Source organism: Domibacillus epiphyticus (assembly GCF_001975785.1).
Classification (GTDB): Bacteria; Bacillota; Bacilli; order Bacillales; family Domibacillaceae; genus Domibacillus; species Domibacillus epiphyticus.
On record NZ_MSFI01000014.1, the window covers coordinates 42,292 to 66,924 of the forward strand.

The 24,633-nt window shown below is 40.1% G+C and carries 21 protein-coding genes and 1 riboswitch; of the genes, 13 read left to right on the forward strand and 8 right to left on the reverse strand.

Features of this window, described 5'->3' with window-relative positions; all coding sequences use genetic code 11:
• Window positions 1-19 precede the first annotated feature (19 nt).
• Genes BTO28_RS09840 through BTO28_RS09850 form a run of 3 tightly spaced genes read right to left on the reverse strand, consistent with a single transcriptional unit; the run spans window position 20 to window position 2,656 of the window.
• Window positions 20-724 carry a L,D-transpeptidase family protein gene (locus BTO28_RS09840; protein WP_233129863.1) on the reverse strand — a complete coding sequence of 235 codons (705 nt, stop codon included), beginning with the start codon at window positions 722-724 and terminating at the stop codon, window positions 20-22.
• Window positions 725-784: 60 nt separating this feature from the next.
• On the reverse strand, window positions 785-2,308 hold the full coding sequence (locus BTO28_RS09845; protein ID WP_076765782.1) for a solute symporter family protein: 1,524 nt from the start codon (window positions 2,306-2,308) through the stop codon (window positions 785-787).
• A complete protein-coding gene (locus tag BTO28_RS09850; RefSeq protein ID WP_076765784.1) occupies window positions 2,309-2,656 on the reverse strand; it encodes a DUF485 domain-containing protein in 348 nt (115 codons plus the stop codon).
• Window positions 2,657-2,877: 221 nt separating this feature from the next.
• Here BTO28_RS09850 and BTO28_RS09855 point away from each other — a divergent pair, with 221 nt between their 5' ends.
• The 4 genes from BTO28_RS09855 to BTO28_RS09870 all read left to right on the forward strand — a co-directional run bounded on the left by BTO28_RS09855 (window position 2,878) and on the right by BTO28_RS09870 (window position 9,211).
• Window positions 2,878-4,383 (forward strand): hypothetical protein, encoded by a 1,506-nt coding sequence (locus BTO28_RS09855; RefSeq protein ID WP_076765786.1) that lies wholly within the window; start codon window positions 2,878-2,880, stop codon window positions 4,381-4,383.
• A 249-nt stretch (window positions 4,384-4,632) separates the two neighbouring features.
• Window positions 4,633-5,232: a lytic transglycosylase domain-containing protein gene (locus BTO28_RS09860; RefSeq protein WP_076765788.1), complete on the forward strand. Its 600-nt coding sequence runs from the start codon at window positions 4,633-4,635 to the stop codon at window positions 5,230-5,232.
• A 569-nt stretch (window positions 5,233-5,801) separates the two neighbouring features.
• Window positions 5,802-8,405 (forward strand): calcium-translocating P-type ATPase, PMCA-type, encoded by a 2,604-nt coding sequence (locus tag BTO28_RS09865; RefSeq protein WP_076765846.1) that lies wholly within the window; start codon window positions 5,802-5,804, stop codon window positions 8,403-8,405.
• Between the two features lie 239 nt (window positions 8,406-8,644).
• The gene (locus BTO28_RS09870) at window positions 8,645-9,211 is read left to right on the forward strand and encodes an MEDS domain-containing protein (protein WP_076765790.1); all 567 of its coding nucleotides are present in this window, start codon (window positions 8,645-8,647) and stop codon (window positions 9,209-9,211) included.
• 375 nt (window positions 9,212-9,586) lie between these two features.
• On the opposite strand, the gene BTO28_RS09875 is transcribed toward BTO28_RS09870, so the two are convergent.
• Entirely contained in the window at window positions 9,587-9,880 is a 294-nt protein-coding gene (locus BTO28_RS09875; protein WP_233129864.1) for a hypothetical protein, read from the reverse strand.
• 155 nt (window positions 9,881-10,035) lie between these two features.
• Here BTO28_RS09875 and BTO28_RS09880 point away from each other — a divergent pair, with 155 nt between their 5' ends.
• The 5 genes from BTO28_RS09880 (at window position 10,036) to bluB (ending at window position 16,197) form a co-directional block, all read left to right on the forward strand.
• Complete coding sequence (locus BTO28_RS09880; protein ID WP_076765792.1) at window positions 10,036-10,977, forward strand: magnesium transporter CorA family protein; 942 nt, start codon at window positions 10,036-10,038, stop codon at window positions 10,975-10,977.
• Window positions 10,978-11,127: 150 nt separating this feature from the next.
• Window positions 11,128-13,851, forward strand: a complete 2,724-nt coding sequence (gene acnA, locus BTO28_RS09885; protein WP_076765794.1) for an aconitate hydratase AcnA — start codon at window positions 11,128-11,130, stop codon at window positions 13,849-13,851.
• A gap of 127 nt (window positions 13,852-13,978) precedes the next feature.
• On the forward strand, window positions 13,979-14,119 hold the full coding sequence (locus BTO28_RS09890; protein WP_083711457.1) for an FbpB family small basic protein: 141 nt from the start codon (window positions 13,979-13,981) through the stop codon (window positions 14,117-14,119).
• A 95-nt stretch (window positions 14,120-14,214) separates the two neighbouring features.
• Window positions 14,215-14,364: riboswitch (cobalamin riboswitch) on the forward strand.
• Window positions 14,365-14,492: 128 nt separating this feature from the next.
• Complete coding sequence (gene cobT / locus BTO28_RS09895; protein WP_083711459.1) at window positions 14,493-15,542, forward strand: nicotinate-nucleotide--dimethylbenzimidazole phosphoribosyltransferase; 1,050 nt, start codon at window positions 14,493-14,495, stop codon at window positions 15,540-15,542.
• A gap of 13 nt (window positions 15,543-15,555) precedes the next feature.
• The gene (gene bluB / locus BTO28_RS09900) at window positions 15,556-16,197 is read left to right on the forward strand and encodes a 5,6-dimethylbenzimidazole synthase (protein ID WP_076765798.1); all 642 of its coding nucleotides are present in this window, start codon (window positions 15,556-15,558) and stop codon (window positions 16,195-16,197) included.
• 54 nt (window positions 16,198-16,251) lie between these two features.
• Here bluB and ggt read toward each other — a convergent pair whose 3' ends face one another.
• Both ggt and BTO28_RS09910 read right to left on the reverse strand, forming a co-directional pair.
• Window positions 16,252-17,928 (reverse strand): gamma-glutamyltransferase, encoded by a 1,677-nt coding sequence (gene ggt, locus BTO28_RS09905; protein WP_076765799.1) that lies wholly within the window; start codon window positions 17,926-17,928, stop codon window positions 16,252-16,254.
• Window positions 17,928-19,085, reverse strand: a complete 1,158-nt coding sequence (locus tag BTO28_RS09910) for a M20 family metallopeptidase (RefSeq protein ID WP_083711461.1) — start codon at window positions 19,083-19,085, stop codon at window positions 17,928-17,930. Before BTO28_RS09910 ends, ggt begins: the two co-directional genes overlap by 1 nt.
• Window positions 19,086-19,202: 117 nt before the next feature.
• On the opposite strand from BTO28_RS09910, the gene BTO28_RS09915 reads away from it, so the two are divergent.
• Together BTO28_RS09915 and BTO28_RS09920 are read left to right on the forward strand one after the other, a co-directional pair.
• Entirely contained in the window at window positions 19,203-19,625 is a 423-nt protein-coding gene (locus tag BTO28_RS09915; protein ID WP_076765801.1) for an acyl-CoA thioesterase, read from the forward strand.
• Window positions 19,625-19,930, forward strand: coding sequence for a hypothetical protein (locus BTO28_RS09920; protein WP_076765803.1), 306 nt, complete (start codon window positions 19,625-19,627; stop codon window positions 19,928-19,930). The genes BTO28_RS09915 and BTO28_RS09920 overlap by 1 nt, the downstream gene beginning before the upstream one ends.
• A gap of 1 nt (window position 19,931) precedes the next feature.
• Here the strand turns inward: BTO28_RS09920 and BTO28_RS09925 are convergent, their stop codons facing one another.
• Complete coding sequence (locus BTO28_RS09925; protein WP_076765805.1) at window positions 19,932-20,225, reverse strand: HesB/YadR/YfhF family protein; 294 nt, start codon at window positions 20,223-20,225, stop codon at window positions 19,932-19,934.
• 104 nt (window positions 20,226-20,329) lie between these two features.
• On the opposite strand from BTO28_RS09925, the gene BTO28_RS09930 reads away from it, so the two are divergent.
• Together BTO28_RS09930 and BTO28_RS09935 are read left to right on the forward strand one after the other, a co-directional pair.
• Window positions 20,330-22,366, forward strand: a complete 2,037-nt coding sequence (locus BTO28_RS09930) for a FapA family protein (protein ID WP_076765807.1) — start codon at window positions 20,330-20,332, stop codon at window positions 22,364-22,366.
• 27 nt (window positions 22,367-22,393) lie between these two features.
• A complete protein-coding gene (locus tag BTO28_RS09935; RefSeq protein WP_076765809.1) occupies window positions 22,394-23,941 on the forward strand; it encodes a DUF342 domain-containing protein in 1,548 nt (515 codons plus the stop codon).
• A gap of 16 nt (window positions 23,942-23,957) precedes the next feature.
• Here BTO28_RS09935 and plsY read toward each other — a convergent pair whose 3' ends face one another.
• Entirely contained in the window at window positions 23,958-24,554 is a 597-nt protein-coding gene (plsY, locus tag BTO28_RS09940; protein ID WP_198936758.1) for a glycerol-3-phosphate 1-O-acyltransferase PlsY, read from the reverse strand.
• Window positions 24,555-24,633: the final 79 nt, after the last annotated feature.

The window sequence follows — 24,633 nt, forward strand, 5'->3', positions numbered from 1 at the left end:
TTTTTTCTATATTCTTCGGTTATTGATTTTTAAGCACATCTTTAATGGAATCAGATGTGCCAATAACGATTTTAGGTTTTTTCGCTGGATCCAGCCATTTCATTAAGACCGTTAGATGGGATTCGCTGAGAGCGATGCATCCGGCTGTTGGGGTTGAACTACTGCGCCAACGATGAATAAAAATAGCACTTCCTGCGTTTTTTACAATCGGTTTTTCGTTATAACGGATAATAATGGCATGTTTGTATAACGAGTGATTTAAGCGTTCAAAAGATTTCCAGCGTGTGGCTGGATTACCCCGATAATAAATCCATTTATTGTAATCTTTTGAAAGTGAATCATCCACCCAGTAATGAAACTTATTCGTGACAGTATATTTAGATTTTACTCCGGCCGGCTTTGCTGCAAAGCCGAACATGTCACCAATTAAATACATACCTGTTGGCGTAGCGCCATCACCTTCCTTCTTGGTAAATGACAGTCCGCTTTTCCCTGTTACAGCTGGCGAAACCCGCTTTAATACCCACTTGCTTCCTACTTTCTCATACAGTTTAACGGTTGCTTTCACGGATGAAGTGCTTCCTTCTGCAATCATCACTTGCTTGCTGTCAGTCACGTTTGAAAGATAAGCTGCGTACGGATCAACCGCCGCTTCAGGTGTTTGAGGCAATATAGTCGCTATTACGAGTAAAAGTGCGAAGAAGATTGAAAAAAAATAACGCATCATGGATTCTCCTTTTTATTATTTAAAAAGCAGACGGAATAGTCCGTCTGCTCCGTATACTTATTTTAACCCAGTATTGGCTTTCACCGCTACCTCTGCATACTTGCGTTCATCAGCTTTTGCTGAAACAAGAGAACCGATGTAACCCGCAATGAATCCAGCTGGAACTGAAACAACTGCAGGGTTTGTTAATGGAAATAGTGGATCGCCAACAAAAATTGCGGTTCCTTCAGGCCCCCATACGTTTGGGCTCACCGCAACGAGAATAAGAGCTGAAAGAAGCCCTGTCAACATCGCTGAAACAGCACCTGTTGTGTTAAATCGTTTCCAGTATATTGTGTAAATAATAACAGGCAAGTTTGCGCTTGCTGCGATACAGAAAGCGAGAGAAACAAGGAACGCAACATTCATTGTTTGAGCAAAGAGTGCAAGAATAATCGATAAAGCAGATACACCTATGGAAGCATAGCGGGCAGCTTTCATTTGCTCTTTTTCAGTCACTTGTCCTTTTTTAATAATTTGGGCATAAATATCATGAGCGAACGCTGATGCACCAGATAGTACGAGACCGGCAACAACGGCTAAGATTGTGGCAAAAGCGACAGCGGAAACGAATGACATCAGCAAATCGCCGCCAAGTGCCTTCGCGAGTAGTGGAGCAGCCATATTTCCAGCTGCGTTTGCTTCAATAATATCTTCAGAGCCAACGAAAGCAGCGGCACCGAATCCTAGGAAAATCGTTAAAATGTAGAATATACCAACGATCCATGTTGCATAAACGACAGAGCTGCGTGCTGTTTTCGCATCTTTAACGGTGAAGAAGCGCATTAAAATGTGCGGAAGACCAGCTGTTCCAAATACTAGTGCGATCATCATAGACATTGTATCAATGCCGTTTGTATATTTCACACCTGGATTTAAATAATCTGCCCCTGCAGGTGTAACCGTTTTCATTTCAGAGAACATTTTTAAAATATTAAAGTCAAACTTTAATAAAACGAGAAATGAAATAATGATGGTCCCGACCATTAGTAAAACCGCTTTAATGATTTGAACCCAGCTTGTGGCGGCCATCCCGCCAAATAATACATAGGTTGTCATCATAATTCCGACAAGCAGTACAGCTATCCAGTAATCAATACCGAGTAAAAGTTGTATAAGTGCTCCTGCGCCAACAAGCTGGGCAATCATGTAGAAAAGAACAATTGTCAGCGTACTGATCGCAGCTGTCGCCCGAATTTTTTGCTGATCGAATCGAGCTGTGATCATGTCAGCGAGCGTATATTTACCAAGATTTCGAAGAGGTTCGGCAACAATATACAAAACCACTAAATACGCAACTAAGTACCCGAGACTATAGAAGAATCCGTCAAATCCATTTAACGCGATTGCACCGGCGATACCTAGAAAGGAAGCCGCCGACAGGTAGTCACCTGCAATGGCAATTCCGTTCTGCCATCCCGTTAGGCCGCCCCCAGCTGTATAAAACTCACTTGCTGAGTTTGTCCGTTTAGAGGCCCAATAGGTTACATAGAGAGTCAATCCAACGATTGCAGCGAAGAAAAAGAGACCGAGAACACTCATTTAACGATCACTCCCTTCGTTTTTGTTGTGTAATTTTAAAATGGATTCTGATTCTACATCAAATTCATTCGCTTTTTTAACATATATCATACAAAGTGACCAAGTCATGATGAATTGAGCAAAAGCAAATACCCAAACCCAAGTAATGTCTCCAATTGCCGGTTTGTTTAGTACTGTTGAAAATGAAGTTAAAAAAGGCAGTGTGAAGTAAAACAAAAGAAAAAAGACGGTGATGGGAAGCAAGAACTTGTTTTTCTTTTTGACCAGTGACTTGAACTCCGGACTAGCCGCAATTGCCTCATAATCATGCTGCTGCGGTGGTAAAGTGTTAAGCGCTTTCTGTTCCATAAAAGACCTCCCCTTGGTCGTTTTCAATTCTGTATTCGCTTTCAATTTACAGAATTGTAACTCTATTCTAAGAAAAGTATGAATATTTGGCAACTCCTTTTGACAAAAAAGTGAACAATTTAATAAAAGTAGACTTTATAAGGAAATAATAGTCTTTCATTTTTCTTTATATTCTATTTCGTGTACAATTCAAAATAAAGAATAAAATGGAGCGGATCTTTATGGAAATTAAATCGATTGGCGCTGCTGTCAGTTCATTGACAGGTATGCGGCTTCGCATTGTTCATTCAATATTGCACCATATTCATGCACGCGACTTAATTACTCTTAAAGCAAAAAGCCGGTTTTCAAAGGATGAAATGACCCCTTTTTTTCAGGCAATCGTAAAAGAAGCGGAAAAACAAAATGAACTGCCAAATTCAGAGCTGCAGCTGGATGTGTTCATTGCCTTATCGAAATTGTTAAAACTTCCTGCAGCGCGTTTAAACGAAATGGAAAGAGTAGCCTCAAGGTCAGATGAAATCGTTAACAAATGGTTTGAAAAGGCTGTGAAGAAAGATAAATACCTTTTTGAAAGATGGGAGAATTCACTTTTATCAAATAAACTGGAATTTTTACTCCATAATGAAAATGTGCAGAGAATAGAACGTTTACTTAAAAATGAAAAAGCAGATGAAGGAAAAGAGCCCCTTTTATTCATTATCCAACGTTACTGGGAAGAAATGCCTGAGTATAAGCGGGTGCAAATTTTTGAGCATCTTCAAGTTAATCGAGAAGCATCATTTAAGGGAATTGTTGAGGAAAAAGGGCTGGATTCTTTCCTTTTTGAAATGGGGACAAGAATGGGGCTGTCGATGTATGAAAATGTTGTTCTGCGCAGTATCGGTAATAATGTGCCTGACACTTACCCCGGATATATATGGACGCTTCATCCGAATTCTCTTTTTACAGCAGATGTGGCGCTGAAAAGTCTTGTTTCAGGAAGCTGGCTGGTACCTGCAGCAATGATGCTTATGTACATGCCGACAGAAGATGAAGTGAAGGATACCAATCCTGCTATTATTCCGAAAGAATGGATGAAAAGAGAGGGAAACTACCGCGAGTTAATACGGCAAATCAATGAGGTAAAGCTAGATCAAAAGGAAGAAGAAAAGAACATTCATTTAATTCGACAGGATCTTGAAAATGCCCTCAGTGCAGAAGAGAGAGCACGTTCAGTGTACAGGAACTTACGCGACCGTTTGATTGCCTTTTTAAAAACAGACTCAGCTCGTCCATATTTGGGTGATATTAGTGTGTCCAATACGCGTATTCGAGAAAAGCTGCTCCGGATTCAGTCTAAAATGGAGGCAAACCAATCAAAAAAAGGATTGTTGAAGTCCACCGGTGCTTGGCTGACAAATACGTATCTGCAAACAGAAAGAAACAGTCTGGAAAAGAAATTGCAAATCTCCTTTGAAAAAATGGCCGATGCTGTGATGGAAAAATATCCATATTATGAAGCGGATTTAATTTCTGAAATGCAGGCTGCCTATTCTACAGCAAATGGCTGGCAGTTTGAAATTGAGCGGTTAAAGAAAAAAGAAGCGGAAATGGTCATTTCGTTGTCAGAAATGAAAAGCAAAGAGCTTAAACTGCGTCAAGAAGCCGCCGAATCTGCTTCCAGAACGCCTGGTTTAAAACAGCTTTGCACTGACAATGTACCTGAAAAGAGCCCTATTGCATAATGGGGCTCTTTTCTTTTGGTATGGTTTTTAGGTGTCTCATATGACATGTTGAGTATTCAGCAGCGTTCCCGTTTTCTTTTATCATGTATTAATGATACTTTGATTTTTACCGGGGTATACTGAAAAGCGGAAAGAAAAACGAAAATAGAGTGTTCACCCATCATTTAATGGCGGAATGAAATGATTTCGCTTGAAGTTTTTACGTGTCTTTTCTATGATAGATAAAGACGTTCAATGAAGGAGCTCATTATGGTTAAACGACGTAAATTACGAAAAAAGGGAATAGATGCTTTACCATTGTTTTTTATTGTCATAGGGTTGTTTTTGCTGATTCTGTTTGCTCTTAGTGACTCAACGACAAAACTGATTGAATCAAAGGACATTCCGGAAGAATTTATCCCGATTTATAAAAAGGCTGCGGATGAGTACGGGGTACCGTGGGAGCTTCTTGCTGCTCATCACCGTGTTGAAACCAAATTCTCTACAATGGATCCAATGATTTCACCTGTTGGTGCAGAGGGACCGATGCAGTTTATGCCATGTACATTTGTTGGATGGCAGCATCCGACTTGCAGTGGGCTCGGTAAAGGAGATATACCGGAAGAAGAAAAAATTGACCCCGAAGTGATTAAGAAATATGGTGGGTATGGTGTAGATGCAAATGGAGACGGCAAAGCGGACCCTTTCGATATTGAAGATGCGGTGTTCAGTGCAGCAAAATACTTACAGTCAAACGGTGCCGCAGATGGTGACTTGGAGCGAGCTATTTTTGCCTATAATAAAAGCGATCAATACGTGTCGGATATACTATATTATGTAGATGAGTATTCAAAACAGGAAGAGGAATAATAGCTGAAGTGGTTAATCAAAAGAATACCAAGCATAAAAAAGCGTATTTGCCAAACCTGGCAAATACGCTTTTTTTATTGTTCTTTTTTATTGTAGTAATTAAGAAGTAAGCCCGAACTAAAGGGGAATTTTTTCAGTTAATGATTGAATATGTTTTTGTTTGATGACAGTCCCTAAAATTCAGTAGAAGATTTATGCAACAATGAAATAAATTCTTTTTCCACTTCCAGATCTAGCGGACAAATAAATTTTTTATAAGAATGTAAGTTTTTATTAATTATAGAAAGACAAAAACTGTCTCCGGTTTATTTATTATTTAGACAACAGCATAAAGCCTTTTTTAATAAAAAAGAAACAGTGTTTTTAGCATTAAATTATTTTTTTGGGCAACATTATACCTTGAAATTCTTTTGACAATTTTATGGAGAATGGGGGGGGAAAACCAATTTGGGTACATACGAGGTTGGTGAAGTTTTAACGATAGCGACGAGAATTAAGAGAATTGAAAGTTGAACGAATGAATTTAGATGTTGAAGAATAAGTCTTAAGTCTATCGGAAGGTGATTACAATCATTGAATTTTACAGAAAATCAACAGATGAAGTATTGAGAACATTGGGAGTTACTAAAGATGGATTAAATGCTCACGATGTGGAGGGCAGACGAACTGAATTCGGTTTTAATGAGTTAGAGGAAGCCAAACGGAGAAGCACCGTCCAGGTATTTTTTGGCCAGTTCAGAGATTTCTTGGTTATCATCCTGTTGGCAGCAGCCATCATTTCTGCTTTTTTAGGAAAATTTGAAAGTGCGATTGTTATCCTGGTTGTCGTTATTCTCAATGCAATCCTGGGTACGGTCCAGCATGTAAAGGCCGAGCAGTCGTTAAAAAGTCTTAAGGCTCTGTCTGCACCTACAGCAAAAGTATTAAGGGACGGACAAAAAATTGAGATACCATCGAGAGAAATAATCGTAGGGGATATCTTATTTCTAGACGCAGGCGATTACGTCAGTGCCGATGGCAGAGTGATCGAGAATTACAGCTTACAGGTAAATGAGAGTTCCCTGACAGGTGAATCACTAAGTTCAAACAAGTCGACAGAACCGATTGACGAAGAGAATGTTCCACTTGGAGACAGGAATAATATGGTGTTTTCAGGGAGTTTTGTAACATATGGGAGAGCAGTTGTGTTAGTGACCCAAATTGGGATGAAAACAGAAATTGGCAAGATCGCCAATTTATTAGAGAGTGCCCAGGACAAAAAAACACCTTTGCAGCAGAATTTAGACAATTTCGGCAAAAAGCTGGCTATTGTTATCGTTGCCATATCGTTAATTATTTTTGCCCTTGATTTATTCAGAGGCCGTGAAATTGTTGACTCATTCATGTTCGCAGTGTCTCTAGCTGTTGCAGCCATCCCGGAAGCACTCAGCTCGATAGTAACAATTGTGCTGGCGTTTGGGACACAGAAAATGGCGAAGGAAAATGCCATTATCAGAAAGCTTCATGCAGTCGAAAGCTTGGGAAGCATATCAGTTATATGTTCTGATAAAACTGGAACGCTGACTAAAAATAAAATGACCGTTCAAAAGGTTTATGTCCTTGATAGGGTGCTGGATTACAACAAGTTGGATCCAGATAATCCTGTGGAGAAGGATGTGATTTTAAAGTCGCTGCTGTGTAATGACGCAATCACCACAGAAGAAAAGGAAATTGGTGATCCAACTGAAATTGCCTTAGTTAACTTAGGGAAAGTCTATAACCTTGATGAACAAGCAATCAGGGACAATTATCCGAGGCTGCAGGAAATCCCATTTGATTCGGACAGGAAGCTGATGAGTACTGTCAACAGGTTTAACGACAATGTTTTCATGATTACAAAAGGAGCCCTGGATGTCCTTTTATCGAGGGTTATAAAAATTGAAACTGCTAATGGTGTCAGAGATATTACAGATGAAGACAAGAACAATATCGAAAAAGTAAATCGGGATTTTTCAGTTCAGGGTTTAAGGGTGCTGGCATTTGCTTATAAGGAAATAGATGAAAATAAACAGGTAAACCTGGAGGATGAGAACAACTTGATCTTTGCAGGGCTGACAGCGATGATGGATCCACCAAGGGAAGAATCCCGTGGGGCTGTGGAGAGCTGTATCAATGCAGGCATCAAACCAGTCATGATCACCGGGGATCATAGAATAACGGCAAGTGCGATTGCCGGACAAATTGGGATTTTAAAGGATGAAACGGAAGCAGTGGAGGGCTTTGAGCTTGAAAAATTAAGTGACGAAGAACTGAAAGACAAAGTTGAGAGTATTTCTGTATATGCGAGAGTATCGCCAGAACACAAGATTAGGATCGTCAGGGCATGGCAGGAAAAGGGGAACGTTGTCGCCATGACAGGGGATGGAGTTAATGATGGCCCAGCGTTAAAACAGGCGGATATAGGGATTGCCATGGGGATAACTGGGACAGAGGTAGCAAAGGACGCTTCATCCATGGTGCTTACAGATGATAATTTCTCGACGATTGTCAAAGCGATCGCCAACGGACGAAGCATATATGAAAACATCAGGAATTCGATAAGGTTTCTTCTAGCAGGAAATACGGCAGGAATCTTGTCGGTTCTATATGCTTCAATTGGAGCTTTGCCCGTTCCCTTTGCGCCTGTCCATCTTTTATTCATTAACCTCCTTACCGACAGCCTGCCTGCAATAGCTATAGGGCTGGAGCCTCATAATAAAAATATCATGAAAGAAAAACCAAGGAATGTAAAGACGCCGTTATTAAACAAAAAGTTTGCGACCAGGGTCATCATTGAAGGCTTCCTAATCGCCATCGTCACACTTATTGCTTTTCATATAGGATTGTCGACAGGAGATGCTGGGACGGCAAGCACCATGGCATTTGCTACTCTATGCCTGGCCAGGTTGATGCATGGCTTTAATGCGAGATCGACGAAATCCCTTTTCAGAATCGGAATATTTACCAATAAATATGTATGGTATGCGGTTATTCTGGGAATCGTTTTGCTTCACCTCGTCTTGATGGTTGATATGCTTAGGGACGTATTTGAAGTTGCGGTCCTAAGTTATGATCAGCTTTTGTATATTTACGTTTTAGCCTTGATGCCCCTAATCATTATCCAGCTGTATAGATTATTTTTTGTCAGAAGTTGAACGTTTCTTTGCCCTCAGATGCATTATTTGGGGGCAATTATTTGTTTAGCCCCTGTTCTTTGATAGCTTCCTAAATTTCCCGCATGTTCTCTAGCTGATCTGAATGAAGGGGTAACCGCTTTACCGTTCAATGAGTACCTTGTTATGGTATTATGACAGGGCTTTTAATGTGTAAAAATTTGTGACACTATAATATTGTGTTAATATAGTATCTACTGCACAGGAAAGGCGGACTAGAAATGAAAGAAAGTTTTTTCCATTTAAAAAATGAAAATAATAGCGCACACATATTTTATAAATTTTCAGAAGAGGAAAATTACATCCAGAATGTTACTTCTTATATTGTCGATGGAATCGAGCAAGGTGAGCACATTTTGTTCATAGAAAATGATCGATTATTCCTTTTGATATATAAGAGGCTTGAAGCAACTTTAAAGCCAGATCAGCTAACTAAAATTCAGCATATTAACAACTTTAATTATTACTTTTCAAACGGTAGTTTCCATCCTCCGACTATATTTAATTATTTATCTAAAATATTAGAATCGTACTCTGAAAACAATATTCCCTTCAGAATATGGGCTCATGTGGAGTGGGGAGAAAAATATGAAGTATTGAATATAATAAAAGAATTTGAAAATGAAGCTGACATTGCAGTAAATGAATTACAATTAATGTTAGTTTGTGCTTATGATGCAGAAAGAATACCCGATTCTCTTGAGGAGGCATTGATGAAGTGCCACGAACATATCATGACAAATGATGAAATTCTTCCTTCTAATCTATACATAAATAAAAAGATATAAAATACATAATTTTTTCCGCAATTTTAGCTTTACAAGAGCGCCCTGTAAACATGATTCAGGGCTTTTTTGCGTTTATTCAAAATGATGTCCTTTTTGCTAACTGAGCGTCACAAATGTCATTGATACAGGCAATTCCATTACAACCACCTTTTCGGAACATTGGTGTTAATAAGATGTTCAAATATAAGAACGGATATTCCTGCAAGCAAAAGTAAAATCAAAAAAAAAAGAGCCCTATTAAGGACTCTAAACGTCCACCAATCGTCCCCCAAAATGATAGAGACTCTACTGGAGGATACAAAGCAGGAATTTGATCTGCTTCTTAAATACCTTCGTAAAACAAGGCTTTATTGGAAAATTTATGGTATTCTACAATCACTGTTCTTTTTTATTGTAGTAGTTAACAGCGTATTGGGCGCCTTCATTAACCATTTTATTATCGGCGATATCCTCAGGATGAGGATTTCCTGCTTTGTGAATTGGAAATGCATCATCAGAAGGAGTTGTCTCACCGTTGAATTTTTGCTTCGCTTTCGTCATCCAGCCATCAAATTTTGAACGATTTTCATCTTTTGAAAGCCACCACGCGGCTGCACTTGCACCTACAAGCAGATATCCAAGACCTCCGCTTTTTTGTATCGCACCTTTTTTATTTACATTCATATTCATATTTATCCTCCTTCATTTTGCCTTTAAAGGCATTTACTTAAAAATAGTTTACCCGCCCTTATAAATTCAAAACATTGGTAAATAAAAGAAATAGTTATTAAAAAACAAAAAAGGGTATACTAATAAAAATATGAATGGGGGAGGACTTGAATGAAATGGAACATACATTCCACTCTTCGCAATGGAAATGGAAAGAGTTTGATATACATGCTGATTCTCAGGCAAAAGAGCTTGCCGAAAAACATATCACATGTAAAAGATGGGTAAAGGATGTAAAGACGAATCATACCAATTCGCTTGATATGTACACTGGAACACCGGGTGGGGAAATAATATGGGGGTCAATTGTTTATAAGCAGGATTTGGATGAAAAAGACAATAGCTGTGTCTTTCATTTTTATTTAACTCGTAATGAACTAATCACAGCCAATTTGGATTTAAAAGAACTTGAACATGCTGATGGAAAAGAAATGAGAGGGAAAATGCACTTTTCAGAAACGTCTATTGAAGGGTTCCTTGTCCTTCTAGGAGAAATTATGGCGCATTTTTTAAAAGAAATCGACAAATTCGAAGTACGGCTTCGCGATTTATTATGGGATATAAGAGAGCGTAATAATACGAAAATTTTAGATAAAACAGCAAACACAGATCACGAGCTTTTGAACTGGAAAAACTTAATTATTCCTATGAAAGAAATACATATGGCTGTGGAAGAGGCATTTGGTGATGAAGTGTTGGAAGGACCGGAATATAAACGTACGAAAAGGAGGATTTCACGCGCCAGCGAATTAATTCGTGAATACGAAGAGGAGATTAATGCTCTTTTAGATCTAGAAAATGTCGTTTCTTCTCACCGCGGAAATGAAATTATGAAAACATTGACCGTCATTACAACGTTATTTACACCAGTCATGGCGCTGGGTGCAATCTGGGGAATGAATTTTAACCATATGCCTGAATTGGAATGGAAGTTTGGCTATTTATTTTCTGGTTTGCTCATTGCTGCTTGTACGTTTTTTCTTTACATTTTTTTGAAGAAAAAAGGGTGGATGGGTGATATTTTAGCCGTACGTACAAAGAAGTCGTTTTTTAAGTGATTAGTTTTACTTATGGATGGTGATTAACTTCTTGATATTTACTTATATTGATCGTTGTAATAAGATAATAGGTGTGGAAAATTAGAACATAATGAAAGAACTAATTTTTCGGATGTCTTACATATTCATTATTTTAGAGGGGGAACCGAAATGGCGAAAAATGATGTGTTTAATGCCCGCGCAAGCTTTGATTTGAATGGTAAGCGCTATAATTATTATCGTCTGGCAGCATTAGAAGAAGCGGGAACGGCAAAAGTTTCACGCCTGCCATATTCAATTAAAGTGTTACTTGAATCAGTACTTCGACAATATGATGGCTATGTTATCAAAAAAGATCACGTTGAAAACTTGGCAAAATGGGGAGTGGATGCTGATAAAGAAGCAGAAGTTCCATTCAAGCCATCACGTGTTATTTTGCAGGATTTCACAGGTGTTCCGGTTGTCGTTGACCTTGCTTCACTTCGAAAAGCAATGGCCGACATCGGCGGTGATCCACAAGTAATCAATCCGGAAATTCCGGTTGACCTTGTTATTGACCACTCTGTTCAGGTAGATGCTTACGGCACGCAGGAAGCGCTTGACCGTAATATGGAACTTGAATTTGACCGCAATGCAGAGCGCTATGAGTTTTTAAGCTGGGCGCAAAAAGCATTTGATAACTATCGCGCGGTTCCACCGGCTACGGGAATTGTTCACCAGGTTAACCTTGAGTACCTCGCAAATGTTGTTCATGCTGTTGAAACAACAGAAGGCGAGTTTGAAACTTACCCTGATACACTCGTCGGTACGGACTCTCATACAACAATGATTAACGGCATCGGTGTCCTCGGATGGGGAGTCGGCGGTATTGAGGCAGAAGCAGGAATGCTTGGACAGCCTTCTTATTTCCCGATTCCTGAAGTAGTAGGTGTTAAATTAACAGGCGAACTTCCTGATGGTGCAACGGCAACTGACCTAGCGTTGAAAGTAACACAAGTTCTCCGCCTGCAGGGCGTTGTCGGAAAATTCGTCGAATTCTTCGGGCCTGGTGTTTCGTCACTTCCGCTTGCGGACCGTGCAACGATTGCAAATATGGCACCAGAATACGGTGCGACATGCGGTTTCTTCCCGGTTGATGCGGAAGCCCTTGACTATATGCGTTTAACTGGCCGTGATGAAGAGCATATCCAAGTGGTTGAACAATATTTAAAAGAAAACGACATGTTCTTTACACCAGCAAACGAAGATCCAATATACACAACTGTAGTAGAACTAAACCTTGCTGAAATTGAGCCAAACTTGTCTGGTCCTAAACGTCCGCAAGATTTAATTCCACTTTCTCAAATGAAAAAATCATTCCAGGATGCGATCAGCGCGCCTCAGGGCAACCATGGATTTGGTTTAACAGCAGACGAACTTGACCGTTCTGCAACTGTTACTTTTAATGACGGTACAACTGCTGAAATGAAGACAGGTGCAATTGGAATTGCAGCCATTACGTCTTGTACTAATACTTCAAACCCTTACGTTCTTTTAGCTGCAGGCCTTGTGGCGAAAAAAGCCGTTGAACTTGGTCTTGAAGTGCCGAAATATGTGAAAACATCACTCGCGCCTGGTTCGAAAGTAGTTACAGGCTACCTTCGCGACTCTGGTTTACTTCCGTACATGGAAAAAATTGGATTCAATGTCGTCGGCTACGGCTGTACAACTTGTATTGGTAACTCCGGTCCAATGAAAGAAGAGATCGAAAAAGCAATTATTGACTCCGATCTTCTCGTTACATCTGTTTTGTCAGGGAACCGTAACTTTGAAGGCCGTATCCATCCGCTTGTAAAAGGTAACTACCTTGCGTCACCACCGCTGGTTGTTGCGTATGCACTTGCAGGTAACGTAAACGTAGATCTTCAAAATGAGCCGATCGGCAAAGGAAAAGACGGTCAGGATGTTTTCTTTAAAGACATCTGGCCTGGAACAGAGGAAGTAAAAGAAGCAGTAAAACGCACTGTTACACCAGAATTGTTCCGTAAAGAATATGAGCAAGTATTTAACAGCAACGCAAAATGGAATCAAATTCAAACTAGTAACGAAGCTCTTTACAGCTGGGATGATGATTCAACATACATTGCGAATCCAACGTTCTTCCAGAATCTATCGCCAAATCCTGAACCAATTCAAGCACTTACTGGCTTGCGTGTAATGGGCAAATTCGGTGATTCTGTTACTACCGATCATATTTCACCAGCAGGTGCAATTGGCAAAGATACTCCGGCTGGCTTATACCTTCGTTCGAAAGGTGTTGAGCCTCGTGATTTCAACTCCTATGGTTCACGCCGCGGTAACCATGAAGTCATGATGCGCGGAACATTTGCGAATATTCGTATTCGAAATCAAATTGCCCCGGGTACAGAAGGCGGCTACACAACTTTCTGGCCAACAGGTGAAGTAATGCCAATTTATGATGCTTGCATGAAGTATCAAGAGCAAGGTACAGGCCTTGTTGTTCTTGCTGGCAAAGATTATGGTATGGGTTCATCACGTGACTGGGCAGCGAAAGGAACAAATCTGCTTGGAGTGAAAACGGTTATCGCAGAAAGTTATGAGCGTATTCACCGTTCTAACCTTGTTATGATGGGGGTTCTGCCACTCCAGTTTAAACTTGGTGAAAACGCAGCAACACTGGGTTTGACGGGTGAAGAAACGATTGAAGTGGCCATTTCAAATGACGTGAAACCACGTGAAGTCGTAACCGTTACAGCGACAGATAAAAATGGCAAGAAAACAGAGTTCCAGGCTCTTGTGCGCTTTGACTCTGAAGTTGACGTTGATTACTATCGTCATGGCGGTATTTTGCAAATGGTCCTTCGTGGAAAATTACAAGGTGTCAATGCGAAATAATGAAGAAGGTTGGAAAGCCGGCTCCAATTAATGGAGCCGGCTTTCTTTATGAATAATTATTTGAATATTTTGTATTAAAACATTATTTATGGGAATGATAACATTTAATCAGAAAGGAGTGAAAATGATGCGTAAAATTCAGAAAAAAACATTAACAGAGCTTATAAAACAAAATAAAGAGGAACTCCTTGCTGATGCAGCTGCGATGGAAATACTCGAAGAAAGGCTTGAATCGAAATTTATAGCCTATGCTGACGAAGGAAAATAAGCCGGTATTCGTACCGGAATTTATACATAATCCAGCTAGTTTATAGCATAATCGAAGTTGCTATTGTATGTTGAATATAGTTTAATTGAACATAGAACTGAATAAATATTATAAGTGCTCGATACATATGTGGAGAGATAATAGGGAATCCGGTGAAAATCCGGAGCAGCCCCCGCTACTGTAAAAGCAGTTTGTTATGACAAATATGCTTAAGTCAGGATACCTGCTTATAATATCCGTTTCTGTATTCTTCGGTGGGAGGAAAAGGATTTTAAAAACACATTTAAGTTCTTTAAATTTGTCTTGAAACCTTAACTTCTTTCGTTAAGGTTTTTTTATTTAGGACTTAAAATTAGAAAGGATGCTGCTTAAAATGATGAATAGACTTCAAGGCATACATATACCGAATTTAGATGAAAAAATGGGCATGAATGCAGAGAAATATGTAAATTCACTGACGAAACCTCCGGGTAGCCTTGGTAGATTAGAAGAAGTAGTGATAGAACTAGCGAAAATGACGGGAGAGGCATTTCCAGAAATCTCGCCGCCCGGGGTTATTGTATTTGCAGCTGATCACGGGATCACTTCTGAAGGGGTTTCTGCTTTCCCGCAGGAAGTAACATGTCAAATGGTTCGGAATTTTTTAAACGGGGGAGCTGCTATTAATGTATTCAGCAGATCTATTAATGCCCGCTTAAGCATTGTGGATATCGGTGTGTCTTCTGATATCGAGGATGAAAATCTTGTAAAGAAAAAAGTTCGATATGGAACAGCAAATTTTTTAAACGAAGATGCTATGTCCCCCGATGAAGCAGTAAAAGCAATTGAAATAGGCTTCGAACTGGGACAAAAAATGATAAATGATGGTGCGAAATGTCTAATTCTAGGTGAAATGGGAATTGGGAATACAACAACGAGCAGCGCTGTTGCCGCAGCGATTAGCGGAAAAAATATCGATAGTCTTGTTGGAATCGGTACTGGAATTGAGAAAAATAAAATACCATATAAACAACAAGTTATTATGAACGCACTTAAAAGAAGAAAACCAGCCGCAGATGATCCAATTGATGTTTTATCGAAAGTCGGAGGACTTGAAATTGCTGGAATGGCTGGTGCAATGCTTGCTGCAGCAAGTAACAGAACACCGATACTCATTGATGGGTTCATTTGTGCCACTGCCGCTTTAGTAGCGAAATTAATTTCTAATCAGGTGACTGACTACATGATTTTAGGACACCGTTCCGTTGAGCCAGGACATACACACGTAATGGAGCTGCTGGGTAAAAAACCGCTTCTCGATTTGGAAATGAGGCTTGGAGAAGGGACAGGCGCTGCGGTTGCTTTTCCAATTCTTCAATCAGCCGTCTTGATGCTAAAAGAAATGGCCACGTTTGAAACAGCCCAAATTTCAAACAAAGAGTAAAGGTGGTGTCTGTATGTTCACGAATGAAGAAAAAGAAGCGATCTATAAAGTGATATTCACTAGAAGAGACGTACGTAGTTTTTTGCCTGATCCAGTTCCGGAAGAAGCGGTTAAACGAATAATAAAAGCGGCACATCATGCTCCATCGGTCGGGTTTATGCAGCCATGGAATTTTATCTTGATTGAGTCGGAGGAGATAAAAGACCGCTTAGCTTGGGCGGCGGAGAAAGAGAGAAGAGCACTTGCCATTCATTACGAAGATGATGGCCGATCAACAAAATTTCTCGATTTAAAAATTGAAGGCCTTAAAGAAGCCCCTTTAACGATTTGTGTAACATGCGATCCATCCAGGGGAGGATCCCACGTACTCGGACGAAATTCAATTCCGGAAACGGATATGATGTCGACGGCTTGTGCGATTCAAAATATGTGGCTTGCGTCATGCGCTGAAGGTTTGGCAATGGGATGGGTGAGTTTTTATAAAAAATCTGATGTGCGTGATATTTTGGAAATACCGCCCCATATTGATCCTGTTGCTTTATTGTCGATTGGGTATACGGATGTTTATCCGAAAAATCCTATATTGGAAACGGCAAAATGGAGAAAAAGGGAGGAGTTAGATCGTTTGTTATTTCATAATAAGTGGTCACTGTAAAAAGAGTAAAAGGAATCCCATTCCCGGACTTTCGGAGGGATTCCTTTTCGTTTATTACTCAGGAACAACCGGGATACCGGGTCGAGAGGAGTCACAGGCGCCGTATAGTTCACCGGACTTTGAATTGATTAAAATGGCCTGCACGTTGCCGATTGAGAGCGCAATGTTTTCGAATTGAAAATTCATTTGCTCCAGCTTTTGCTTTGCATCTTCCGGGAATCCTTCTTCCTGCCAGATAAGAGGTCCCGTCCCGTTATAAATACGGGGTTCTTCAATCGCGTCTTTGACGTCCATCCCATAATCCAGCACATGAATCATCGTTTGTAAAACAGACGCCGGAATAGTCGGACCACCGGGGGAACCGAGGGTCATAAAGGGATCTCCATCTTTAAAAACAATTGTTGGTGTTTTCATGCTTACAGGATATTTACCTGGTTCAACGGAATTAATGCCAGCAGGATCCGGGTCGAAGTCTGTCATATCATTATTTAATAAAAATCCATATCCGGGGACCATAATCCCGGAACCAAAAAAGTGTTCAAGCGAAGAAGTGCAAGCGGCAATATTGCCATCGCCGTCGACAGCAATAAAATGGGTGGTTTCCAATCCGGATTCGTTTGGGCTCGGTTTTTGATGATGACGCTCTTTGCTTTTATTATATTCCCAGGGATTTCCTTCTGTTATCGATTCATTGCGGTAATCAAAATTTAATAATTTGACTCTCTCTTTTATATACTCAATATGAAGGAGTCCGTCTATAGGAATGTCATAACATTCAGGATCCCCCATAAATGCTAATTTATCAGCTGTCATGATTCGCATGACTTCTGCAAGGACATAATACTTTTCCCAGGAGTTGACTTCATATTGGGAAATATCGAGCATTTCGATCATCTTTAACATGTATAATAAAGCGAAACCGCCGCCGTTTGGCGGGGAGGGTACGGCAATTGTGTAATCACGGTATGAACCGGTAATTGCTTCTGAAACAGAAGCTTCATATTCTGCTAAATCGCTTTTTTCAATAAAGCCGTCAAACGACTTTACTGTTTTGATAATCGCGTTTGCAATTTCACCTTTATAAAAAGCATCAGCGCCATTTTCCTGCAAAATCTTCAAGGTCTTTGTCAGCTCATCGTTCACAACAATTTCGCCTTCAGTGAGCGGCACGTCATTAGGGAAATAAAATTTTCGTGCTTCTTCACCAAGACGATGGCTAAATCGTTCCAGTCCTGTATTCCATGTTAAATTAACACGGACACCTTCTTCGGATAAACGAACAGCTGGATCCATCACTTCAGACCATTTCATTGTGCCAAATTGGTCAAGAGCTTTTTCAAATCCTTTCAAAATACCTGGTACAGCTACAGCGGTACCAGGTGTAGAACGTTCGATAAATGGAATAATATCCTCTCGTTCATCAACAAAAATATTTTTATGCGCTTTTTTCGGTGCGATGGAATGACCGTTTACGACAAACGTTTTTTTCTTTTTTGCGTCATAGTATACAATAAATCCACTTGCTGCAAGCCCTGTGTTAAACGGTTCGGATACAGATAGGGCAAATTGCATAGCGGCAAGTGCGTCCATAGCATTTCCGCCATTTGATAAAATAGTTGCGCCAATGATAGATGATTCTTCAGTAGCACTAGCGGTCATGCCTTTTTTTCCATATGCCCGCTGTTTGGAAGAATCCACTTTCTGATTGGCCCATATATACTCTGTTTTCATTATTGCTGCTCCTCCATCTCTTTTTTCGTTAAACTTTCGATCGTTTTGGCTAGGAGAGCGGTTCGTTCAATAAGAGATTGAATGTTTGTATATTCATCAGTCTCACTATGAGAAAACTCACCGACAGGTCCCATTCCATCAATTGTAGGCACTCCTTCACTGGCAGTAAAAGAAGCATCTGATGCGCCGCCTGTTGCTTCACCATGCAGATGAAGACCGAGCTCTTTTCCTGTTTGTTTAACTCGTTCAAAAAGCTCTTGTGATTCTTTCGTCATTTCCATTGGAGGTCTTGAAATCTGTCCTTCTATTTTTGTTTCTGTACCTTTTATTGTCTCTTCTTCAGCTATAGAATAAATTTCTTTCACCACATCCTCTGCTTGCTCTTTATTTGCAACACGGACATCAATTACCGCTTCTGCGTCTGGCGATACCGTATTCGCTGAAGTACCGCCTTTAATTAAACCGACGTTTACTGTCAATCCTTTTTCTATTTTATTTAACTGATGCAGCTTAATAATTTTATAGGCAATTTCTTCGATGGCACTCCGTCCGATTTCAGGTTCTACACCTGCATGTGCGCTTTTGCCCGTAACGCTCATTTTAAAGCTGCCGACACCTTTGCGTGATGTAACAACGCCTTCATTTGGACGCCCGCACTCGACGACTAAACAATATTCCTTCCCTTCAGCGGCTTCTTTTATGAGCGTTTTTGAAGAGGGGGATCCAATTTCTTCATCGCTGTTAAAAAGGATGTGTACGTTATGAAAAGAGGCTAGTCCGTAATGCTTTAAAGCTTTCATTGCATAAAGTACTTGCACATGACTGGCTTTTTCATCATTAACACCAGGACCGTATGCTTTGTCCCCGATAATTTGAAATGGTCTTTTAGATGATTCCCCTTTAGGGAACACGGTATCCATATGGGCAATAATTAAAATTTTTGGCTTTATTGAGTTTGAAGAAGTAATGCTTAAGTGATTGCCAAACTTTTTTTCTCTGTGAACAATTACCTTTAAGCCAATTTCCTCAAATTCTTTTTGTAAAATCGAGCTAATTTTATTCACGCCTGCTTGATCATAGGAATTACTGTCTATGTTGACGAGTTTTTCAAAAAGCGCCATCATATTATCTTTTTCTTTTTTTAAATACGTAATCACGTTAATTCCTCCTTGTTGCTATTGACTACATGTACCCGAAAAGACAAAAATGATAAACGTTTGGAGAAAATATGGTAAAATGGATGTAGAAGAGGAATGTAAAAGGAGTTTTGATCATTGTATATTTCAGAAGCAGAAGTAGAAGTCCGATATGCAGAAACAGATGCAATGCAAGTTGTATACCACGGTCAATATGTTGTCTGGTTTGAGATTGGCCGAACGAAACTAATTAAAGATCTTGGTTTTGATTACGCTGAAATGGAGAAAGCGGGGTTTGTCTCGCCTGTCGTTGATATTCATGTTTCCTACAAGAGGCCATTCCGTTACGGTGAAACAGCGATTGTCCGCACATGGATTGAGACGCATAATGGCATCCGGACAACATATGGATATGAAATTGTGAATCAAGAAGGAAATGTATGTGTGACTGGCGAAAGTGTTCATACGGTTGTAAAAAAAGAAACGTTCCGGCCGGTGAAATTTAAAAAAGAGTTTCCAGAGTGGCATGGCGTATATGAGAAGGAAAAGAAGCCGGTTTAATGGCATTTGGTCTTAAACGGATAGATGTAGATAGGTGGAAGCGGGAACTGGAAACAGGCGAAATAGCATTCTTAACGCATTACTGGTATGACGAACGGTTCCCGCAATACCGTACTGTTACGAAAGCTGGGTGTATACAAATAGAAAAGCTTATCAAATGGGGGCATCTATACGGATTGAATCCGGAATGGATAGACTTGCGTAATCCATCCCGTCCGCATTTTGACTTACTTGGCGACAAACAGCTGATTATATTAAAAGCGGAAGGGCTAAACAGCCATATCCAAAAATTTCAACTCGAATAAATTAATCCCGAGTATATTCGTAAGCAGGTTCATTTAGCTGATCATTAAAACCGACGACAAGATGATGTCCGTCAAAATACCATACATCTTTTTCTTCAACGAAATACGTGACGCCATCGTGCCTCACTGTCACAGCGGCTTCGATCGGTTCTTCTTTGGAAACACCGAGTGAAAAGCCTTCATGAAGAGGGCTGGAGCCGCCATACCTTACATAAAAACGGATAAAGTTACCATCGACGGCATCCATTTCTTCTTCGAACCACTTTTTTGCTTGTTTGCTCAATTCAATTTTCATGTTGTATCAACTCCGGTTTTTTTACATAGTGTAGCACGGAATACTGATGAGTCAAAATAAAATACAATGCTGCCGGATACGATTTATACGAAGGAGGATTGCTTATGGAGACATCAATCGTTGCAAAAGGGGCAACAACCGTAGAAGCAGTACAAAATGCATTAACGCAGCTTGATGCTACACTGCCGGAAGTTGAAGTTGTCATTCTTAAAAATGGCGGCCGTTCGTTATTTGGTATAAGGCAAAAAGAAGCTATGGTTAAGGTCATAAAAAAAGAGGTCCCGCTAAAACTAAGACATATAACAGAAGTTGATACAATAATTGATGAAGTCACAGAAGCTTACACAACTAGATCCTCCTCAAAATCTTTGTCAAAAAAACCAATCGATAATAAATCATATATCCAATTTGTAAACGGGAAAATGAATGTGTTTTCATCTGAACATTCGTGTCCTGTTATCATCCCTCATCCCCGTGTTTCTTTATATGTGAATGAACAACTCGTAACAGAAAAAAGAGCGGTCTCAGAAAAAGATGAAATTGAAGTGAGAGCGCAAGAATCCATTGAGCCTGCAAAATCGACAATACATGTCGCGCAGGATGAAATGTCGGTTTCCATTCATGTTCAGCCGGAGCGCCGTACAATTTATAAAATAAAAGACACCCAAAAGCTTGAAACATTAAAAATACAGGTGGAACCTGAAACATCCCTGAAGAATCCTTTTACTGAAAAAGATATTCGGAAACAGTTGAACCAACTTGGCATTACGACAGGTATTCAAGATGAGGAAATAAAAAAAGCTTCAGAATCTTTAGAAACGGCTACATTTATTCTCGCAAAAGGAATTCCGCCTGTTGAAGGAAAAGATGGCGAAATTAAGTTTGCCGTTGAAGTCACTCGTACTGCTAATCCAGGGCCAAGAAAAAAAGAAGACGGGAAAGTTGATTATCGTGAAACGGGCTTTATTCCATCCGTTGAAGAAGGGGCACTTATTGCACGAATTATTCAGGCTCAGAAAGGGAAGAGCGGTTTTTCTGTTACTGGGCGTGAGGTAAAACCGAATCCAGTTAAAGACGTGGTTGTCCGTCTAGGACAAGGCGTGAAACTTGTTGGAGGTGCACAAATTATCTCCGCCATATCTGGACGTCCTCATGTGGAAAAGCGCGGCAGCATTTTGAATATAGCACTGTTAAAGGAATACAACCATGACGGTGATGTTAACCTTAAAAGCGGGAACATCTATTTTGACGGAGATGTATGTATAAAAGGAAATGTTGCCGAATTAATGAAAGTGGAGGCAAAAGGAGAGATTTTTATTAATGGATCAACCGAAAAGGCCTCTATTCAATCTGGAAGCTGTATTGAACTGATAGGAAATGTTTTTTCATCTTCAATTACTGCGGGAAAAACAAATCTTGTTATTTTAGAACTAACTGAACAATTAGAGGGAATTATCAGTCATTTAGAACTTGTCAATAAGTCGCTTCATTTCGTGTTAAACGATAAAAAAGTACGCCGGCTTTCAGCGGCTCAGACATGGGAAATCTTCCGGCTCATTGTTGGAAAAAATAATCCGCTAATGATGGATGAATTAAAAAGCTTTATACGAAAAACAGCCCGCTATCATAAACTTATCGATAATGAATGGAGTGATTTGTCCACTCGCTTATATAAACTGTTTTTCACACTGCCAATGGGAGATCGAAATGTAATTGAATCTATGGATGAGACGATGAGAGAATCAATGACTGTATATGAAATGAATAAATTGACTTTCGATGCAGATTCAACCTTGATTCTTCCTTACGCGATTAACAGCCATCTGTTTTCTAGCGGGGATGTAAGGGTAAACGGACAGGGAATTTATAATTCCCTTGTAAAGGCAGGCGGTCAATTGGTAGCGGAAGGATATGTAAAGGGTGGCGAAGTGCACGCAGCAGGTGGAATTAAAATAGGTACGTCAAGTTCTTCCACAGGTGTTAGGACCATTCTGAAAACAAGTGAAAACGGTGTCATTGAGATTGGTGAAGCGTTTGTAGATACCATTATTCAGATTGGAAAACATCGTCATCAGTTTGTTAAAAAGGAATTTAATGTGAAAGCGAGACTTTCAGACGACGGTTTTTTGAAAATACGTTGACTAGGTGTATAGGAGGGGGAAGCTCAAGTGAATAATTTATTGACAAAAGAAAAAAAAGAAGTGTGCCGTATTGATGTATCGAGTGATTATATGGAAGCGGTGTTGCATTATTCACCGGGCAGGAATGATGAAAATGAACCTGTTAACGAACTAACTCCAGAGATAATCCATCAATTGCTTGAGGGGATAGGCGTTGTACACGGAATTGATGATCAGGTTATTGAAGGCGCTATCCATTGTCTACAAAATCAATCTTTTACAATAGCGACTGCAACACCTCCTGTAGCGGGAATAGACGGGTCTCTTACCTTTTTCGTTGACTACTCAACTGGGTTGACACCTCCAAAGCTGGACTGGAGTGGGGCAGCAAATTTCCGTGATATACAAGTCATCCCGGAAGTGCAGGAAGGCAGCATTATAGCAAAAGCGAATCCCGCTGTTCAGGGAACGCCAGGTATATCTGTATTGGGAATAGAAATTCCTGTTCGTCCGGCTCTTGACGTCGTTGTTCAGACGGGGAAAGGCATATATGAAAAAGACGGTTCGTATTTCGCTTCATTTTCCGGAAGACTCTCAGTGGAGCAGCGGGACAACCGTTATTTTCTGGATGTATCAAAGCAGCTTGTTCATAATGGGGCTGTGGACATCACGAGCGGGAATATCCGATTTCAAGGAGACATTGAAATTAACGGTGATGTCCATGAAACAATGAAAGTAGAAGCTGCGGGAGATATAGAAGTGTATGGGCAAGTTTCAAACGCGTCTCTAATTGCTGGTAAATCCGCATCCGTTAAAAAAAATGTGTTTTCCTCAACCATTTCATCTGGAAAATCTGTCGAGTCAACCGGAGGGCTTTATAAGCATTTAAACGGGTGCCTGCCGGTAGTAATCGAGTTTTCGAAAAAGTTGGAAGCGGTTTTATTAGAATTAGAGAAAAGAGGCCATTCAATTGATGAGGCAGTTGTTGCACAAAAACTGATGGAGCGTGAGTATCCAAACCTTCCCTCTTTAATTAAATTATTTGCACGAGAAGCATCACATAGCGGACATTCAGTAAAAAGGGAATGGAGTGAACTTGCAAATAACTTATATAGAACCTTTATCATGAAATCAATGAATGGACTTCGTATTGACCAAGTAAATAGTGTATTAAATGATGCGGAAGCCCTTCATGCATTTTATGATGCAGATGAGGAAGACGAAGAGCCATTATTTGTTTCTATGCCGTATGCACTCAACAGTGAAATTTTCTCAAGCGGCAATATATATATAACTGGGCAGGGTGTCTACAATTCAACATTAAAAGCAGGAAGAAGTATTGAAGTAGCTGGTTCAGTTAAAGGAGGTCATTTAATTGCCGGTCAATTTGTGAAAGTAAAACACGCTGGTTCTGAAAGCGGGGTGAAAACCAAAATTACAGTTGGTGAAGGCGGCACGATTGAATTATATAAAGCCCATGCAGATGTTACTGTTCAAATAGGCATGAAAAAATTAACATTCTATCGGATGGCTGGGCCGATCAAAGTTTTTATGAATGAAGCGGGAGATATAAAAACAAGCGGTTTAACGTATTAACGTTAAACCGCTTGTTTCATTTTTTTTTATTTTTACCTACTTTTGGTTCAGTCCCATTTTTTAGACGGATCATATTTGCACGGTGGCGGTATATGACGAAAAATACAAGTGCAATCACAACCGCGAGGAAAGGGATATCCTCTGTGTAATAAGTGTAAATAATCGCATATATTAATGCCGTAACAGCTGCCGTTACGGAGGCGAGGGACACATATTTAGATATGGATAGAGTAATGATGAAAACAGCGGCCAAAAGCAGGAAAAATAGTGGGTTGTAGGCAAGCAGCACCCCTGCGGAAGTAGCCACAGCTTTCCCGCCGCGAAAACCAGCGAAAATTGGGAAAATGTGTCCAATCACAGCTATAAGCCCGGCCAGCAAAGAAACATGTGCATCAAATAATAGAGGCAGCGACGCAGCAGCAGTTCCTTTTAAAATATCCGCAGCTGTTACAAATGCACCCGCTTTTTTGCCGAGGACCCGAAAAGTGTTTGTTGCCCCGAGATTCCCACTTCCATGCTCTCGGATATCTATACCGAAAAAGATCTTTCCGACAATCAGTCCCGATGGAATGGAACCTAGTAAATAGGCGGATATTAAAATCAATGCTTGAATCAATTTTTCATTCTCCCTTTTCGTATTGTATAATCATGTGAATAAGACCTATTCATCATTTTACCACGACGGTATAGAG

What these genes read in the sequence shown, in the direction of transcription:
- BTO28_RS09850 (WP_076765784.1), bottom strand. Translation starts at nt 2,656, where the DNA reads ATGGAACAGAAAGCGCTTAACACTTTACCACCGCAGCAGCATGATTAT.
- BTO28_RS09840 (WP_233129863.1), bottom strand. Translation starts at nt 724, where the DNA reads ATGCGTTATTTTTTTTCAATCTTCTTCGCACTTTTACTCGTAATAGCG.
- BTO28_RS09930 (WP_076765807.1), top strand. Translation starts at nt 20,330, where the DNA reads ATGGAGACATCAATCGTTGCAAAAGGGGCAACAACCGTAGAAGCAGTA.
- acnA (WP_076765794.1), top strand. Translation starts at nt 11,128, where the DNA reads ATGGCGAAAAATGATGTGTTTAATGCCCGCGCAAGCTTTGATTTGAAT.
- BTO28_RS09880 (WP_076765792.1), top strand. Translation starts at nt 10,036, where the DNA reads ATGGAACATACATTCCACTCTTCGCAATGGAAATGGAAAGAGTTTGAT.
- BTO28_RS09920 (WP_076765803.1), top strand. Translation starts at nt 19,625, where the DNA reads ATGGCATTTGGTCTTAAACGGATAGATGTAGATAGGTGGAAGCGGGAA.
- bluB (WP_076765798.1), top strand. Translation starts at nt 15,556, where the DNA reads ATGTTCACGAATGAAGAAAAAGAAGCGATCTATAAAGTGATATTCACT.
- ggt (WP_076765799.1), bottom strand. Translation starts at nt 17,928, where the DNA reads ATGAAAACAGAGTATATATGGGCCAATCAGAAAGTGGATTCTTCCAAA.
- BTO28_RS09860 (WP_076765788.1), top strand. Translation starts at nt 4,633, where the DNA reads ATGGTTAAACGACGTAAATTACGAAAAAAGGGAATAGATGCTTTACCA.
- BTO28_RS09845 (WP_076765782.1), bottom strand. Translation starts at nt 2,308, where the DNA reads ATGAGTGTTCTCGGTCTCTTTTTCTTCGCTGCAATCGTTGGATTGACT.
- BTO28_RS09925 (WP_076765805.1), bottom strand. Translation starts at nt 20,225, where the DNA reads ATGAAAATTGAATTGAGCAAACAAGCAAAAAAGTGGTTCGAAGAAGAA.
- BTO28_RS09870 (WP_076765790.1), top strand. Translation starts at nt 8,645, where the DNA reads ATGAAAGAAAGTTTTTTCCATTTAAAAAATGAAAATAATAGCGCACAC.
- BTO28_RS09855 (WP_076765786.1), top strand. Translation starts at nt 2,878, where the DNA reads ATGGAAATTAAATCGATTGGCGCTGCTGTCAGTTCATTGACAGGTATG.
- BTO28_RS09890 (WP_083711457.1), top strand. Translation starts at nt 13,979, where the DNA reads ATGCGTAAAATTCAGAAAAAAACATTAACAGAGCTTATAAAACAAAAT.
- cobT (WP_083711459.1), top strand. Translation starts at nt 14,493, where the DNA reads ATGATGAATAGACTTCAAGGCATACATATACCGAATTTAGATGAAAAA.
- BTO28_RS09875 (WP_233129864.1), bottom strand. Translation starts at nt 9,880, where the DNA reads ATGAATATGAATGTAAATAAAAAAGGTGCGATACAAAAAAGCGGAGGT.